Source organism: Nonomuraea sp. NPDC003201, from assembly GCF_053590415.1.
Genome location: NZ_JBSFTC010000047.1, coordinates 25,661 through 40,717, shown reverse-complemented (window position 1 = coordinate 40,717; position 15,057 = coordinate 25,661). Strand labels below are relative to the sequence as shown.

Here is a 15,057-nt window from a genome sequence, read left to right as displayed (position 1 = left end):
ACGTTCATACCAAACGGTTTGGTTTGATTTTGGAGGGATCGCTGTGCAGGAGCGCACTCTTGGCCGTCAGGGTCTGGCCGCCTCAGCCATCGGTTTCGGGTCGATGGGCATCTCCTTCGCCTACGGGCCCGCCGACGAGGCCGGTGGGGCGGCCGCGATCCAACGGGCCCACGAGCTGGGCGTCACCCACTTCGACACCGCGGAGCTCTACGGGTGGGGCGAGAACGAGAAGCTGGTCGGCAAGACCGTCGCGGCGTTCCGGGACGAGATCACCATCGCCACCAAGTTCGGGTTCACCCGCGAGTACGGCACCGACTCACGTCCCGAGCACATCCGCGAGGTGCTCGACAACAGCCTGCGCCACCTCGGCGTGGACCACGTGGACGTGCTCTACCAGCACCGGGTCGACCCGAAGGTGCCGATCGAGGACGTCGCCGGGGCCGTAGGGGAGCTGATCGAGGCCGGGAAGGTGAAGTACCTCGGCCTGTCCGAGGCGGGGCCGGAGACGATCCGCAAGGCCCACGCCGTGCAGCCGGTGTCGGTCCTGCAGACCGAGTACTCGCTGTTCGAGCGGGACGTGGAGCAGCTGTTCCCGACGCTGCGGGAGCTGGGGATCGGGTTCGTCGCCTACTCCCCTCTGGGCCGCGGCTTCCTGACCGGCACCGCCCAGCCCGCCGGGTCCTACGAGCAGGGCGACATGCGCAACCGCGACCTGCGCTGGCAGCCGGGCAACTTCGAGAAGAACGTCGAGGCCGTACGGCAGCTGTCGGAGCTCGCCGCCGGCAAGGGCGCCACCGTCGCCCAGCTCGCGCTGGCGTGGATCCTCGCCCAGGGCGAGGACATCGTGCCGATCCCGGGCACCCGCACCCCCGAGCGAGTGGAGGAGAACACCGCCGCCGCCGACCTCGTCCTCACCCCCGCCGACCTGGACGCCATCGCGGCGATCCTGCCCACCGGCGGCTTCGGCGGCCGCTACGCCGAGGCCTCCCTCCCCACCTGGGTCTGAACCCCGGCCATCCGCAGCCACCCGGGGGCCGCACGGCCAGCGAGCCGAGCCGGCGGCGCCCCGAGGTGGCCAACGGCCACCGAACCCGCCGGTGACGGTCGCCTCCGCACCGGCCGTCAGGTGGGCCGCCACTCCTGGATGTGTGCCGCCCGCGGGCACTCGGAGGGCTTCAGCGGGCGGCGAAGCGGGACCCTACCCAGGCGAGGATGTCGGCCATCGCGCCGTCGTCGATCCCGGTCGCGGCACCGTAGGTGTCGTGCTCCAGGCCGTCGTAGACGCGGTAGGTGACCTGCGAGCCAGTGCCGCGGAGTTCGGCGGCGACCTTGGCGTTGACCGATTCGGGGGTGACGGTGTCCGCGCCGCCCTGCAGGAACAGCACCGGTCCTGCGACGCGCTTCCGGCCGACGCTGTTGTCGCGCAGGTATCGGGTGAAGCGCGGGTCGCTGGAGTAGCCCGGCTTGATCAGCGCCGGCCCGGTCAGATCTGCGTAGACCGCGGTGGCCACGCCCAGGCAGCCGTTCCGGGCGCCGTCCATGCGGGCCACGGCGACGGGGGTCAGCAGGCGTCCGACGTCGATCGTCGGGTCGCTGTACGCGGCGCCCTGGGCCAGCAGCGGGGCGAATCCGCCGTACGGGACGGTCGTGGCGACGTGGGCGGCCAGGGTGGGCAGGTCGGCGGCGGGCGAGGTGACGACCACGCCCCGGTAGCCCGGCACCGGGCGGGTCAGCTGGCGTTCGGCGAAGCCGAGTGCGGCGCCGCCGCCCTGCGAGTGGCCCCACAGCACCCACTCGCCCGACAGGCCTGGCACCGCCTGGCGCGCGGACCGGACCGCACCGGCGATGTCGTCCGCCGCGGCGGCCTTGTTCAGCAGTTCCGGACGGCCGGTCGTGCCCAGGCCCGCGTAGTCCGGGGCGACCACCGCGTACCCCTGCTCCAGGAACCGGACCATCTGGTTGCCGTGGTAGAGGTCCCGCATCAGCGACGGCGCGCAGCCCGCCGCGATGCCGCTGGCACCGTGCGCGTCCACGACCACCTTCCAGCCACCGGCCGGACGCGGGCGGTCCTGCGGCACCAGCACGACGCCGGAGGCCGCCACGTCCCGGCCCCGGGAGGTGCGGGAGTGGTACAGCACGCGGACGGCTTCGACCGGCCTGTCCTCCACCACGTAGTCGGAGGTGGTCTCCGCGCGGATCAGGGTCCCGCCCGGTGCCCACGGCAGCGGGTCGGGCGCATCGTAGAAGGCGGTGCGAGGCAGGGCGTTCTGCCGCTGGGCGGCCCAGGCCCAGTCGATCTGGCAGGCCTGGTCGCAATCGTCGGCGTTCGCGCCGGTGGCAGGCACGGTGGCAGGCACGGTGGTCAGAACGGCACCCACCACGGCGGCCAGGGAGAACCGGCGGACGCCGGTCAGCAGGGCATGACGAACAGACCTCATGGGAGGCTCCTCTTCGTTGGGGATCGGTCAGCGGGAACGAACGGAACCTGCCGCGTGGCGGCCGTCGACCTGCTTTCCGCTGGGTCCGTAGACGAAGTCGGCCGTGGTGTCCAGGATGAACTCCATCGGGAAGCCCAGCTCGATCGCGGCGGCCTCCTCCAGCCGGTTCACCGCCTCTTCGGGCAGGTCCAGGTCGATCGCGGCGAGGTTGTCGGTCAGCTGGTCCAGGGTGCGGGCGCCGAGGATCGGGTGGATCCAGGGCCGGTGCGCTCGCGTCCAGGCGATGGCGACCTGCGACGAGGACACGCCGAGTTCGTCGGCCACGGCGTCCACCGTACGGGCGACGGCCAGGTCGCGCTCGGAGACGGTGGCCCGCTCGACCCGGGAGGGGCCCTCGGCGCCGCTCCTGGTGAACTTGCCCGACAGGACGCCTCCGGCCAGCGGCGACCACGCGGCCACCGACAGCTCCAAGGCGGCGGCCATGGGCAGCAGTTCCCGCTCGATGTCGCGTTTGACGAGGCTGTAGGGCAATTGGAGGCCGGCGAACGGGGTCCACCCGCGGAACTCGGCGATGGTGTTCGCCTGGGCGATCAGCCAGGCGGGCGCGTCGGAGATCCCGACGTACAACACCTTGCCCGCCCGTACGAGATCGTCGAGGGCCCGCATGGTCTCCTCGACGGGCGTGTTGGGATCCCAGATGTGCACCCACAACAGGTCGAGGTAGTCGGTGCCCAGCCGCTGCAGGCTGGCCTCGACCGAACGGACCAGGTTCTTCCGGTGGTTGCCACTGGCGTTGGGGTCGGTGCCGTCCATGGTCAGGGTGTACTTCGTGGCCAGCACGAAGCGGTCGCGGTCGGAGCCGAGCAGCTCTCCGACGATCCGCTCGCTGCTGCCCTCGGTGTACCGGTTGGCGGTGTCGATCACGTTCCCGCCCGCCTCGGCGTAGGCGGTGAACATCTTGCGGCACTCCTCGACGGAGGCGCCCCATCCCCACTCTTGTCCGAAGGTCATCGTTCCCAGGAACATGTCCGACACCCGCAGACCGGTGCGGCCAAGCAGTCGGTAACGCATCACATGCTCCTGTCGAAGAACGAGACAGTCCAGTCAATGGCAGGGATTACGTAACGGTCGTCGTCGTACAACTCGATGTGGTTGCCGGTGTCGAGCAGGAAGAGTTCCTTGGGCTCGGGCGCCGCCGCGAAGGCGGCCTGCGCGTCGGCCACGGGAATGGCCTGGTCGCCAGTGCCGTGCACGATCAGCAGAGGAGCGGAGACCAGCGGCAGGTAGGAGTCGACGTCCAGCGCCAGCTCTTGCAGCACCGACAGCGCGGTGCAGCGGTTCTCCCAGCCGGGCCGGGCTCCTCGCTCCGTCCCGTAGTACTCGAACGGTTCCGGGCCGGGGTTCCCCGCGGGCATGCCTTCGGGGTTGACGGCGGGCCAGTACTCGATCTCGCCGGTGTCGGACTGCCGCTGCGCTATCTGCGTGAACTGGGCCATCAGCGCCGCGAAGTTCTCCGCGCCGAACCGGTCACGGATCAGCCCGGGGTTGTTGTAGGCGGCCGCGATCAACGCGACGGCCTTGACCCGGGGGTCGAACGCGGCGAGCTGCACCGAGTAGAGCCCGCCCAGGCACACCCCGCACAGCGCGATCTTGTCGGGGTCGACCTCCGGCCGGGTGGCCAGGAAGCTGACCGCGTTGCGCAGGTCCGAGACCTTCGCTGAGGCGTCCTCGTGCTGACGCGGTTCGCCCTCGCTGTCACCCCAGTTGCGGTGGTCGAAGGCCAGTGCCACATATCCACGCTGCGCGAACCGCTCCGCGTAGTAACCCGTGACCTGGTCCCTCACTCCGGAGAACGGCCCGGTCAGCACCACCGCGCCGCGGCCGGTCCCGGGCTCCGGCAGGTGAAGGTCGCCGGTCAGCCGGTACCCGTCGCTGCCGAACTCCACCTTTTCCATCGACATCAGGAATCTCCTTCGCTCTCACGCAGGCGTCACCTGCGGAGTACGGCGCTTGCCGGAGAGGAGATTTTCAAATCTGGCGGGTCGCTCGATAGCGTGTCCGTCACCTGTTGAGATGTGAATTTTTCATAGCGACGGGCGGCCTCAGATCCAGCCCGCCTCGGTGGCGATTCTGATGGCGTCGACGCGATTGCGAGCGTCCAGTTTCGCCGCCGCGGACGTGAGGTAGTTGCGGACGGTCCCGGGGGTGAGGAAGAGCTGTTCGGCGATCTCCCCAGGGGAGGCGCCCGTGGCCGACAGGCGGAGCACCATCGTCTCCCGCTGCGACATGGGGCTTGCCGACGCCTCCAGCGCCGCCGCCGTGAGCGCCGGGTCCAGCACCCGGCCGCCCGAGGCCACGGTCCTGATCGCACCGGTCAGCTCGGCGTGCCGGACATCCTTGGGCAGGAACCCCGCCACCTGAGCGGCGAGCGCCCGGCGGAGCTGGCCCGGCCGGTTCAGACCGGTCAGGATCAGCACCCGGCACCCGGGCAGCAGCTCGCGGAGCCGTTCGGCGGCGGTCAGGCCGTCCACCTCGGGCAGGTCGATGTCGAGCACGGCCACGTCGGGCCGGGCCTCCAGCGCGGTCGGCACGATGAGCGCGCCAGAGGCGAGCTCCGCCACCACCTGGAGGTCGTCTTCCAAGGACAGCAGTCCCACCAGCGCCGAACGCAGCAGCTCCACGTCCTCGGCGAGCAGAATCCTGATCACGCCGAACAGTATCACCGGGCCTTCCGGCAGCCGGGTGTGGTGTCAAGCAGGTGGTACTGGATGATTGGTCCCACCAATCTCCATTTTCCCGACGCGGCAGTGAAGGACGACCCGGTGGACGACGAGTTGGACGACACCCGGGATACGCGGCTGCGGTTGGTTCGCGCGATGATGTGGGCCGCCCTCGGCCTGATCATGACCTTCCGGCTGATGGTGGCCTTGGAGGAAGGGCTGTCGTGGCCGGTCGTGCTCGTCACGACGGCTCCCTACCCGCCGCTGGTGGCGTTGCTGACCGGGCCACATCGCCTCCGGGTCCGCAACGGCCTGCTGGCGGCACTGGTGATCCTGTACGCCGTGCCGTTCGCCGTCGCGGGCACGCACTGGGAGTGGCTGCCGTGGCCGCTGGCGGTCGCGGTGCTGTGCTCGTTCCGGGGGCGGGTGGCCTGGCCGCTGTTCGGGCTCCTCCTGGTCGCCACGGGCGTGGCCGGATTGTGGGCCGGCGACGACGTGCTGACGACGATCATGAGAACGCTGAAGACCGCCACCAACGGTCTGATCGTCTTCGGCCTGTACGCCCTGACGGTGATGGCGGCCAGGCTCGACGCGGCGCGCGGGGATCTGGCGCGATTGGAGCTGCAGCGGGAACGGCGACGGCTCGGCGGCGAACTGGGCGCGGTCGTCGGCCAGCACCTGCGAGCGGTCTCGGAGCGGCTCGCGCAAGCCGTCGACGCCGAACCGGAGGTCGCACGCGACCGGCTCCACGTGGCCGTCGGCACCGCCCGGCAGGCGCTGGCCGACATCCGCGCGACGGCCGCCGGCTACCGCGTCTCGCCCCCTCTGCCGCCGCCGATCGAGTCGCCGAAGGTGGCGCGCCTCATGCTGGCCGCGCTGATCACCTGCCAGGCCACGCTTCACGCGGTCGTCTCCGTCATGACCTACCACCGGCCGTGGACCCTGCTCCTGACGGTGCCGTTGATGGCCGCGGCCGGAGCGGTCCAGCTGCTGATGAAGCCGTCACGCAAGCAGATGATCCTTCTCGGGCTGCTGCTGGGTGTCCCCGTCATACCGTTCGGCTACCTGCTCTGGGAGCTCATCTTCCTCGCCTGCCTGTGGCCTTTCTTCCTCGGGCTGGTGCTCACCCGCATGCGGCCGCCGCGCTCCCTGGTCCTCACCGGTGTGGCGGTGGCGCTGTACATCGCACTCCTCTTCTACCCGCCGCCGGTACCCAACCTGGCGGGGATGGCGGCGAACCTGATATCCCTGACCATCCTCACCTGGGTCTCCTATGGTCTGATCCGGCTGTCGAATCTGGTGGTCCTGCTGCACCAGGCCGAGCGGGACCTGATCCGCGAAGCCCTCATCCAGGAGCGCACCAGGGTCGCCCGCGACCTGCACGACCTGCTGTCCTTCAGCCTGTCGGCGGTGGCGCTCAAGGGAGAGCTGTGCGAGCGGCTGCTGGACATCGACCCGGTACGCGCCCGCGCCGAACTGGCCACGCTGCCCGAACTGGTCGAGCGCGCACGGGCCGAACTGGAATCAGTGGCCCACGCGACCGTGGGGCTGAGCCTTGACCAGGAACTGGCCGCGGCGCACACCGTCCTGGAGACCGCCGGGATACGGACCGTCGCCACCGTCGAGGCCGAACCACTGCCACCCGAGGTGGACACGGCGATGGCCGCGGCATTGCGCGAGGCGGTCACCAACGTCGTACGGCACAGCGCCGCCCGAACCTGCACCATCACCATCGTCTCCGTGGGCCACGCGGTCCGGCTGCGCGTCGTCAACGACGGAGCCGCCGAAGCCCCGCCCTCAGCTCCGCGACCGGGCCCGGGCGGATCAGGGCTGACCGGCCTGGCCGAACGCACCGGAGGCCGGCTCACCGCCGGATCACAAAGGGGCGGCCGCTTCGAACTGGTCGCCGAATTCGCCACAGGCCCTTAGGGCCGGGAGGAGTGTGCACCGGCTAGGCGATGTGGTAGCCGACTCCGGGCGTTGTCGCGATGACCGGCGGGTCGCCGAGTTTGCGCCGCAGCCGGCCCATCGTCACTGCGACGGTGTTCGTGAACCGGTCGGCGTTCTCGTCCCGCACCTGGTCGAGCAGGGTTTCGGCGCTCAGGAAGCCGGGGCTCGTCCGCGGCAGCGCCTCCAGCACGGCGAACTCCTTCACCGAGAGGTCCAGTTGCGGTCAGCATCAGCACCATCGGCCGGGCCGCCCGGTCGGTGATCATCTGGCACACCGTGTCACCGTGCAGGCCGGGCAGGTCCCGATCCAGGACCACCACGTCGTACGGGGTGAGGTCGAGCCTGGCCGCGGCGGCCGGCGCTTCTCCTTGGACAGAGCTCCGTCGGGGCGCCGCCGTACCATCTACCTGGCAGGCCAGGCCACCGGGGCGCAGGTGATCGAGATCGTCGGCCCGGGCACCCGCTGGCACGAGGCCGGTATCGTGACCGACGAGGGCCACCTCGTCTCGGTCGGCGCCGACCCCGCCGATCCCCAACCTGCCCAGGTCAACGCCATCGTCAGCACCTACGGCCTGGACGACGGCGACTTCGCCGCACTACGCGACCGGTGGGCCGCCCGCTGGCAGGCGAACGTCAAGGACCCCGAGGTCATCCCGTAACGCCGGGGAGTCGAGAGGACCAGGCCGCCGCTGCACCACCGCGAGCGGGAACGACAGCAACCCGCCCACGATCGCGCCGTCATTCCGCTTCTTGAGGGCCGGTGGATGCTCTGTCCAGCCCGGTAAGTCGAGCCAGAACGGCGAAGCCGTCGTCGGTGCCGGGCCAGTGCCTGCGTACGGCGGGCAGCCCGGCGCGGCGTACGACAGAGCGCAGGACGGCGGTGACGATGATGGCGTCATCGGCGTAGCCGAGCAGGGGGATGAAGTCGGGCACCAGGTCGATGGGAAGGGCCAGGTACGCCAGCAGCAGCGCCAGCCGAACGCGCACCCCGCGCGGCAGGTCGGGGTCGGCCGCCAGGCGGCGCACCAGCCGCAGCACATCCGGCAGCAGCCGCAACGCCTCACGCAACAGGCCGCCACGGGGCCGGACGATCACCAGCGCGCCGATCAGCACCACCCAGGCCACCAGCAGCGCCACCGCGATCCCGATCAACAGGTCCCAGCCCCACGAACCGGTCATGCCTCATCACCCTCACGCACATCAGATGGCCCGACACCGATCGGGGCCTCGGCCGCCAGCGCCGCCTGCTCGAAGGCGGCCAGGTCGGCGGACGCCTCCTCGACCGCCGCCCGAGCCGCCGCGCCACTCGGGGCGGCGAAGTAGTCCCGAGCGGCGATCTTGGCCATCCAGGAGCGGAACCGTTCCAGATCCGCCTCCGACTCCTCGACCTCGGCGTAGGTGGCCCGGCCCCGCTCCCGCTCCGTGGCCAGCTCGTCGCGGAAGGCGGGCAGGCGCTCCAGCACCTCGGCGTACTCGGCGTCGCGGGCGGCGTTGAACTCGCCGATGACCTGCCGCTCCTCCGCCGCGTCGGTCAGAGTCAGGCGCAGCATGCGGCCCGTGCCGCCCTGCTGGCGCACCCGATCCAGCAACCGCCGCACCTGCCGCAACGTCTGCTCCCGCTCGGGCAGCAGACATACCGACTGCTGCAGATACAACGCACCCAGCGAACGCAGCTTGCGCCACACCTGCACACGAAGCGCCGGCGCGGCCCCGGCCGTGGACACGCTGACCAGCAACCATCCCGACTCGTCCGTATGATCCGTCACGCCGCAAATGTTACATCCGTAACAAATGACAGCAAGAGGTGTACATCGCAGCGGATGCGCACCCGCGCCGTCGCCGGGGGCCGGCGGTGCGGCCGAGTGCCTCGACATCGCGCTTGGCGGGTGGCTTCGAGACGACCAAGGTCGCCGGCACCGCAGCGATCGACCGGACCCCGCAGAGGGTCGCGACCGCAGGAAGCCGCAGGTCACCGGCATGGCAGTGGGCGAGCGAGCTGTCGTGATCGAACTTTGTCCGGGCCGAACGCATCGAATCCCGCATAGTCACTGACAAACGGGGATGATGCATGGCAACGAAACTGCTGGATGGGGATCCGCAGCGGCTGGGGCAGTACTGGCTGGCGGGGCGGCTGGGCGCGGGCGGCCAGGGGGTCGTCTATGAGGCCTACACGGAGGACGCCCGCCGCGTCGCGATCAAAGTCCTGCACAGCGACCAGGCCGCCCAGCTGGGCAGGGAGATGACGGCCGCGCAGCGGGTGGCCTCGTTCTGCACCGCGCGCGTGCTCGACGCCCAGTTGGAGGGGACGCGCCCGTACATCGTCAGTGAGTACGTCGAAGGGCAGAGCCTGCGTCAGGTCGTCCTCGACGGCCGCCGGTTCGTGGGCGGGGACCTGCACCGGCTGGCCACCGCCATCGCCACCGCCCTGACCGCCGTCCATGAGGCGGGCGTGATCCACCGTGATCTGAAGCCGGACAACGTGCTGCTCGGGCCGGACGGCCCGCGAGTGATCGACTTCGGCATCTCCCGGACGATGGAGATGTCGCTCACCGAGACCGGCCTGGTCGCGGGAACGCCCACGTACATGGCCCCGGAGGTGTTCACCGGGCACCGGGCGGGGGCGCCGGCGGACGTGTTCGCCTGGGCCGGCATCGTGATGTTCGCCGCCACCGGCGAGGACCCGTTCCAGGCCGAGAGCCTGGGCGGGGTCATGCACCGCGTGTTGTCCGCCAGCCCGGATCTCAGCGTGCTGCCGGAGTCGCTGCACCCGCTGGTGGCCGCCGCCCTGGCCAAGGATCCGCTCGACCGTCCGACCTCCCGGGAGCTGCTGCTCGGCCTGGTCAGCGGCGGCGGGCAGCTGGATGTCGCCGGGCTGCTCGCCGTGGGCGGCCGCGAGGCCACCCGGATCGCGGTGACGGCCGACGATCCCGCGCTGGGCACGCTGGCGGAGGAGGCGTACGCGATGCTCGGGCCCGCCGAGCGCGAGCTGGTGGCCGAGGTCTTCCTGCGGCTGGTCACCGTGGACGAGCATGGGGAGCTGACCGGACGGCGGGCGGCCCGGGCCGAGCTCCTCCAGGGAAGAGGACAGCACGAGACGGCGGCGATCAACCGGATTCTGGAGGTGTTCACGTACCTCCTGACCACGGGCGGCGAGGAGATCTGGCTGGCGCGGCCGGCCCTGCCGCACGCCTGGCCCAGGTACAGGCACTGGATCGACAACAACCGCGACGGGCTGGCGGTCCACCGGGAGATCCTCACGGCGGCGCGCCGGTGGGACGGGGCCGGCCGGCGGGACGGCGACCTGTTCCGCGGCAGCAGTCTGGACAACGCCCTGCAGTGGGCGGCCAACTCGCGGCGCGACATCACGCTGGCCCCGGTGGAGCGAGGTTTCCTCCAGGCGAGTGCGGACCTGTCCAGACGCGGCGCCAAGCGTGCCCGGCTGGTGTCGCTAGCCCTCGGCGGGCTGCTGGTGATCTCGCTGGTGGCCGGAGGGCTGGCCGTCCAGCAGGGCTTGGTCGCCGATCGGCGCGCCGAGGAGGTCACCGCGTCGCTCGGCAGGTCGGAGGCGACCCGGCTGGCCGGGCTCGTGCAGCAGGTACGCGTCACGGATCCGATGCTGGCGATGCGGCTGAGCGTGGCGGCGTGGAGCCTGGACCGTACGCCGCTCACCAGGGCAGGGCTGATGACGGCGCTCGCGCAGCGCGAGTCGGCGACGTTCACGGATCGGGTGAGCGCCGGCGACACGGTCCGGGCCCTCGGTGCCGACGGGCGTGCCTTGGCCGACGTCAGCCAGGACACGGCCCAGGTGTGGGACGTGCGCACCGGGAAGCGGATCGGTGGGATCAACCGGCTGGGGCTGGCCGGAGACCAGGTGACCGCGGCGGCCCTGGCCCCTTCGGGCCGTACGCTCGTCGTCCTGACGGACAAGCGGATCCGGGCCTGGGAGTTGTCCAGCGGGACGGTCATCGGGACCTGGGTCTTCGATCGCCCGCTCGACCTCGTGAACGGCTGGGCGGAGATCGTCCGCGCGGACGACCGGACGGTGGTGATCCGTGATCCCGACAAGTACCAGCAGTGGAATCCGCGGACCGGCGAGCGCACGCGGCTTTCCACCGTCGGCGCGACGGCGAGCGCGGACGGCAGGTGGCAGGCGACGCCGCGGGCGAAGTCGGTGCGCCTGACCGATGTCGAGGACAGGTCCGTCGTGGACATCGGCGTCAAGGACGGCGCCGGCACCCAGGGAACCTGGAACCGCGGCGCGGTGACGGTCAGCGGGGACGGGAAGCTGCTCGCCTCGATCACCGGCAAGGAGGTCCAGTTCTGGCGGATGGCCGATGCCCAGCTTCTCACCGCGGTACCGCTGCTGGGCGACACGGACACTGACGGCGAGCAGCCCCAGAGTGCCTTCGACGGCCGGACATTCCGCTACCTCGTCGAGGACCGGGTCTTCTCCGTCGACGTCTCCGACCTCTCCGTCACCCCGGCGGACTCTTCGACCAACTTCGGCAGGCTGAGCCCGGACGGGCAGCTCTCGGTGACCCAGACCGGCGACCGGACCCAGCTACGCGACGTGCGCAGCGGCAAAGCGGTGGGCGCCCTGCCCGCCATGGAGGAGGCATACTTCGGCAAGGACGGCAGGCTGCTGGCCGCGGTGGACCAGGGCACGGTGAAGATCGTGGACGTCGCCACGCGAGCCGCCCTGGGCCAGATCGACCCGGGAGATCTGGAGCCCCACGTGGTGAGCTTCAGCCCGGACGGCACCCGCCTCGCGCTCGTGCTGCGCAGCCCGGACGACGGCCGCGCCGTGCTCAAGTACGCCGCCCAGGTATGGGACTGGAAGGCCAAGCGGAAGCTCTGGAGCACGGCGCTCCCGGAGACGAACGACGTGGCCTTCTCCCCCGACGGCAAGCGGCTGGCGTTCGCCGGCGCCGGCCAGCGCCTGCTCGACGCCGCCACCGGACGGCCGGTGACCGGGCCCTTCAGCGCCGGCGGAAAGGACACCGTCGGCCGCCGGATCTTCTTCCTCCACAAGGGCGACGGCGTGGTGGTCCTGGACTCCCGAGGCCGCCTGACCTTGTGGGACACCGCCGGCAAGCGCCTCGGGCCGGTCGTCCGCGACAAGTCCGGCGATCTGTCGATCGCCGCCTACTCCCCGCGTGACGACGTCGTCGCGGTCGGCGCGACGGACGGCAGGGTGCGGTTGTTCGATCCGGTCACGGGAACGAGCCTCGGCACGCTGCGTGACTTCGGGGGAGGTCAGGATCCGGAGATGGGGCAGCTCCAGTCGATCGCCTTCACGGCCGACGGGGCCGGCGTCGTCACCCTTGATCTGAACGGGGTGGCGCGGACGCACGTCGTCGAGCCCGCCGGCGTCATCCGGGCGATCTGCCGGCGGGCGGGCGGCTCCCTCACCACCGCTGAATGGAGGGCCTACGTCCCGGATCTTCCGTACCGCGACAGCTGCTCCTGAGCGCGGGAGCTCCAGTCCGCGAGTTCGGTGAGCAGGAGTGCCTCGGCGAGGCAGGCGCGTTCGAAGTCGGCCACGTGCAGGTTCTCGTCGGTGCTGTGGGCGCGGGCGGCCGGATCGCCTCCGGGGCTCGTGATGAGGACGGCGGCTTCCGGGTACGCGGCGGCGAATTCCGCGACGAAGGGGATGGCGCCGCCGCCTCCGAGATCGACCACGTCGGCGTCGAAGGCCCGCCGATAGGCGCGGCGTGCCGCGTCGAAGGCCGGACCTCGGGTGTCGACCGCGTACGGCTGCGCGATCTCCGCCTCGGTGACCTCGACCCGCGCGCCCCAGGGTGCGTGGTCGCGAAGGTGCCCGGCCAGGGCGGCGCGGGCCCGTACCGCGTCGTCGCCCGGCGCGATGCGCAGGCTCACCTTGGCCCGGGCGGATGCGGTGAGGGCGTTGGCGGCTCCGGATACGGCGGGCGCGTCGATGGCCAGGACGGTCGCCGCGGGTCCGGTCCAGACCCGTTCGGGGATGCCGCCCGAGCCGAGCAGCCTGACGCCGTCGAGCACGCCCGCCTCGGCCCGGAATCGTTCCGCGGGGTAGCCCGTCCGCGGCGGGCGGCCGGTGACCAGGCCGTCCACCATGACGTGGCCGTCCTCGTCGTGGAGGGTGGCGAGCAGGCGGCACAGCGTGGTGAGCGCGTCGGGAGCGGCCCCGCCGTACGTGCCGGAATGCACGCTCTCCGCCAGCGTCCGCACCTCGACGACGCAGTTGACCATGCCGCGCAACGTGGTGGTGAACGAAGGGACGCCGACGTCGATGTTCTCCGAGTCGGCGAGCACGATCACGTCGGCGGCGAGCCTGTCACGGTGCCGGTCGAGGAAGGCGCCGAGCGTCGGGGAGCCGATCTCCTCCTCCCCTTCGACGATGACGACGACCCCGACCGGCGGACGCCCGCCGTGCGCGCGCAACGCGGCCAGGTGGGTGGCGATTCCCGCCTTGTCGTCGGCGGATCCGCGGCCGTACAGGCGCCCGCCGCTTTCGCGCGGCTCGAACGGCCTGCTCGACCACAGGGCCGGATCGCCGGCGGGCTGCACGTCGTAGTGGGCGTACAGCAGCACGGTGGGACGGCCGGGTGGTGCGGGACAACGGGCGAGGACCACCGGCCGGCCGCCGGGGACGTCGTCCAGGATCTCCACCTCCTGCGCGGCGCCCGCGCGGAAGAGCTGTGCCGTCAGCTCCGCGCAGCGGCGCAGGTCCTCGGCCGCGGCCGGGTCGGCGCTCACCGAGGGGATGCGGATGAGGGCTTCGAGGTCGGCCCGTATGCCGGGCAGCACCTTCTGCACGGCGCGCCGCAGGTCATCGCTCATTGACGAGCTTCCTTTCCGATCGGGTGTCGAGCCAGGAGGGGAGAACGGCGAGAGCCAGCACCGCGACGATCAGCGCGAACCCCGCCGGATATCCCGCGGGTCCGGCCACGAGGCCGAACCCGGCGGCGCCGATCCCCATCCCGCCGTCGTAGGCGAGGTTCCACAGCGCGCTCACCCGGCCGAACGCGGAGGAGGAGGACCGCGCGAGCATCAGCACCAGGGTGACGTTCTGGGCGGCGCCGAACCCGGCGCCGAAGAGCGCCGCCCCCGCGATCACCGCGTAGGGATTGTCGAGCCAGACGAGCCCGGCCATCCCGACGACCGCGGCGAGCACGACCGGTATCAGCAGGACGGACTGGCCGTGGCGGTCGCCGTATCGGCCGGCCGCCCACCGTGCGAGCGGCATCGCGCACGAGTGTGCGAGCAGCGCCGTCGCGGCCGTCCCCGCTGAGCCGGCGGGGACGGCCAGCGGCAGGAACGTCAGCAGCACACCGGCCGCCGGCGTGATCGTCGCGAAGACGATGACGGGCCGGGCGAGACCGGGGTGGCGCAGAGCGCGAAGGACGCCCCCGTGCTGCTCGACCGGCGCCGCCCTCGCGGGCAGCCCGGGAATCCCGATGAGCGCGAGCAGCGCCAGCCCCGTCCCCGCGAGGAAGACCGGACCGTAGCCGACGAGCGGAACCAGCCACAAACCGGTCGGCAGCCCCAGGATCGCGGGGATCCCGACGGCCACGCCGTACGCGCCCAGCGCCTCCCCCCGGCGTTCGGCCGGGGCCAGCTCGGCCATCATGGCGGGGCCCACCACGACCACGATGGCCAGGCCGGCCCCGCGCGCCAGGCTCGTGGCCAGCACCATCGGCAACGCGGAGGACAGGACCAGCAGGGCCGGGGGAACGCCGAGGAGGAGGACGCCCAGCGCCATGCCGACGCGGTAGCCGTACCGGGCCAGCAACGCCGGCATGGCCAGCTCCATGAGCACCGTCGCCAGCATGGTGACGCCGGTGGACAACCCGGCGCCCATATCCCCCGAACCACCTGACGCCGTGTACAGCGGAACGATCGGAACAAGCAGGTAGAAGCTCGTCATCGCAGCGACCGAGGTCATCGACAGGATGACCATCGGACGG

The 15,057-nt window shown here is 71.5% G+C and carries 13 protein-coding genes; 4 read left to right on the top strand and 9 right to left on the bottom strand.

Going from position 1 to position 15,057, the window contains the following annotated elements:
• The first annotated feature begins 43 nt into the window (after positions 1-43).
• Positions 44-1,006, top strand: coding sequence for an aldo/keto reductase (locus ACWDX9_RS19505; protein ID WP_449955652.1), 963 nt, complete (start codon positions 44-46; stop codon positions 1,004-1,006).
• A gap of 169 nt (positions 1,007-1,175) precedes the next feature.
• On the opposite strand, the gene ACWDX9_RS19500 is transcribed toward ACWDX9_RS19505, so the two are convergent.
• The 4 genes from ACWDX9_RS19500 to ACWDX9_RS19485 all read right to left on the bottom strand — a co-directional run bounded on the left by ACWDX9_RS19500 (position 1,176) and on the right by ACWDX9_RS19485 (position 5,146).
• A complete protein-coding gene (locus tag ACWDX9_RS19500) occupies positions 1,176-2,438 on the bottom strand; it encodes an alpha/beta fold hydrolase (RefSeq protein WP_449955649.1) in 1,263 nt (420 codons plus the stop codon).
• 27 nt (positions 2,439-2,465) lie between these two features.
• On the bottom strand, positions 2,466-3,509 hold the full coding sequence (locus tag ACWDX9_RS19495) for an aldo/keto reductase (RefSeq protein WP_449955646.1): 1,044 nt from the start codon (positions 3,507-3,509) through the stop codon (positions 2,466-2,468).
• Positions 3,509-4,399 (bottom strand): alpha/beta hydrolase, encoded by an 891-nt coding sequence (locus ACWDX9_RS19490; protein WP_449955643.1) that lies wholly within the window; start codon positions 4,397-4,399, stop codon positions 3,509-3,511. The genes ACWDX9_RS19495 and ACWDX9_RS19490 overlap by 1 nt, the downstream gene beginning before the upstream one ends.
• A gap of 141 nt (positions 4,400-4,540) precedes the next feature.
• Positions 4,541-5,146 carry a response regulator transcription factor gene (locus tag ACWDX9_RS19485; RefSeq protein ID WP_449955640.1) on the bottom strand — a complete coding sequence of 202 codons (606 nt, stop codon included), beginning with the start codon at positions 5,144-5,146 and terminating at the stop codon, positions 4,541-4,543.
• Positions 5,147-5,260: 114 nt separating this feature from the next.
• Between ACWDX9_RS19485 and ACWDX9_RS19480 the strand changes: the two genes are divergently transcribed.
• Positions 5,261-7,087 (top strand): histidine kinase, encoded by a 1,827-nt coding sequence (locus ACWDX9_RS19480; RefSeq protein ID WP_449955637.1) that lies wholly within the window; start codon positions 5,261-5,263, stop codon positions 7,085-7,087.
• Between the two features lie 22 nt (positions 7,088-7,109).
• Here the strand turns inward: ACWDX9_RS19480 and ACWDX9_RS19475 are convergent, their stop codons facing one another.
• The gene (locus ACWDX9_RS19475) at positions 7,110-7,313 is read right to left on the bottom strand and encodes a winged helix-turn-helix domain-containing protein (RefSeq protein WP_449955634.1); all 204 of its coding nucleotides are present in this window, start codon (positions 7,311-7,313) and stop codon (positions 7,110-7,112) included.
• Between the two features lie 79 nt (positions 7,314-7,392).
• Here ACWDX9_RS19475 and ACWDX9_RS19470 point away from each other — a divergent pair, with 79 nt between their 5' ends.
• Positions 7,393-7,767: a hypothetical protein gene (locus tag ACWDX9_RS19470; protein WP_449955631.1), complete on the top strand. Its 375-nt coding sequence runs from the start codon at positions 7,393-7,395 to the stop codon at positions 7,765-7,767.
• A gap of 79 nt (positions 7,768-7,846) precedes the next feature.
• On the opposite strand, the gene ACWDX9_RS19465 is transcribed toward ACWDX9_RS19470, so the two are convergent.
• Both ACWDX9_RS19465 and ACWDX9_RS19460 read right to left on the bottom strand, forming a co-directional pair.
• Complete coding sequence (locus ACWDX9_RS19465; protein WP_449955628.1) at positions 7,847-8,287, bottom strand: YkvA family protein; 441 nt, start codon at positions 8,285-8,287, stop codon at positions 7,847-7,849.
• Positions 8,284-8,874 carry a Chromate resistance protein ChrB gene (locus ACWDX9_RS19460; protein ID WP_449955625.1) on the bottom strand — a complete coding sequence of 197 codons (591 nt, stop codon included), beginning with the start codon at positions 8,872-8,874 and terminating at the stop codon, positions 8,284-8,286. The genes ACWDX9_RS19465 and ACWDX9_RS19460 overlap by 4 nt, the downstream gene beginning before the upstream one ends.
• A gap of 302 nt (positions 8,875-9,176) precedes the next feature.
• Here ACWDX9_RS19460 and ACWDX9_RS19455 point away from each other — a divergent pair, with 302 nt between their 5' ends.
• Positions 9,177-12,578, top strand: a complete 3,402-nt coding sequence (locus ACWDX9_RS19455; RefSeq protein WP_449955622.1) for a serine/threonine-protein kinase — start codon at positions 9,177-9,179, stop codon at positions 12,576-12,578.
• On the opposite strand, the gene ACWDX9_RS19450 is transcribed toward ACWDX9_RS19455, so the two are convergent.
• Positions 12,539-13,930: a M20/M25/M40 family metallo-hydrolase gene (locus ACWDX9_RS19450; protein WP_449955619.1), complete on the bottom strand. Its 1,392-nt coding sequence runs from the start codon at positions 13,928-13,930 to the stop codon at positions 12,539-12,541. The genes ACWDX9_RS19455 and ACWDX9_RS19450 overlap by 40 nt on opposite strands.
• Positions 13,920-15,035: an MFS transporter gene (locus tag ACWDX9_RS19445; RefSeq protein ID WP_449955617.1), complete on the bottom strand. Its 1,116-nt coding sequence runs from the start codon at positions 15,033-15,035 to the stop codon at positions 13,920-13,922. The genes ACWDX9_RS19450 and ACWDX9_RS19445 overlap by 11 nt, the downstream gene beginning before the upstream one ends.
• Between the last annotated feature and the right edge of the window lie 22 nt (positions 15,036-15,057).

What these genes read in the sequence shown, in the direction of transcription:
- ACWDX9_RS19500 (WP_449955649.1), bottom strand. Translation starts at nt 2,438, where the DNA reads ATGAGGTCTGTTCGTCATGCCCTGCTGACCGGCGTCCGCCGGTTCTCC.
- ACWDX9_RS19495 (WP_449955646.1), bottom strand. Translation starts at nt 3,509, where the DNA reads ATGCGTTACCGACTGCTTGGCCGCACCGGTCTGCGGGTGTCGGACATG.
- ACWDX9_RS19450 (WP_449955619.1), bottom strand. Translation starts at nt 13,930, where the DNA reads ATGAGCGATGACCTGCGGCGCGCCGTGCAGAAGGTGCTGCCCGGCATA.
- ACWDX9_RS19455 (WP_449955622.1), top strand. Translation starts at nt 9,177, where the DNA reads ATGGCAACGAAACTGCTGGATGGGGATCCGCAGCGGCTGGGGCAGTAC.
- ACWDX9_RS19490 (WP_449955643.1), bottom strand. Translation starts at nt 4,399, where the DNA reads ATGTCGATGGAAAAGGTGGAGTTCGGCAGCGACGGGTACCGGCTGACC.
- ACWDX9_RS19465 (WP_449955628.1), bottom strand. Translation starts at nt 8,287, where the DNA reads ATGACCGGTTCGTGGGGCTGGGACCTGTTGATCGGGATCGCGGTGGCG.
- ACWDX9_RS19445 (WP_449955617.1), bottom strand. Translation starts at nt 15,035, where the DNA reads ATGACCTCGGTCGCTGCGATGACGAGCTTCTACCTGCTTGTTCCGATC.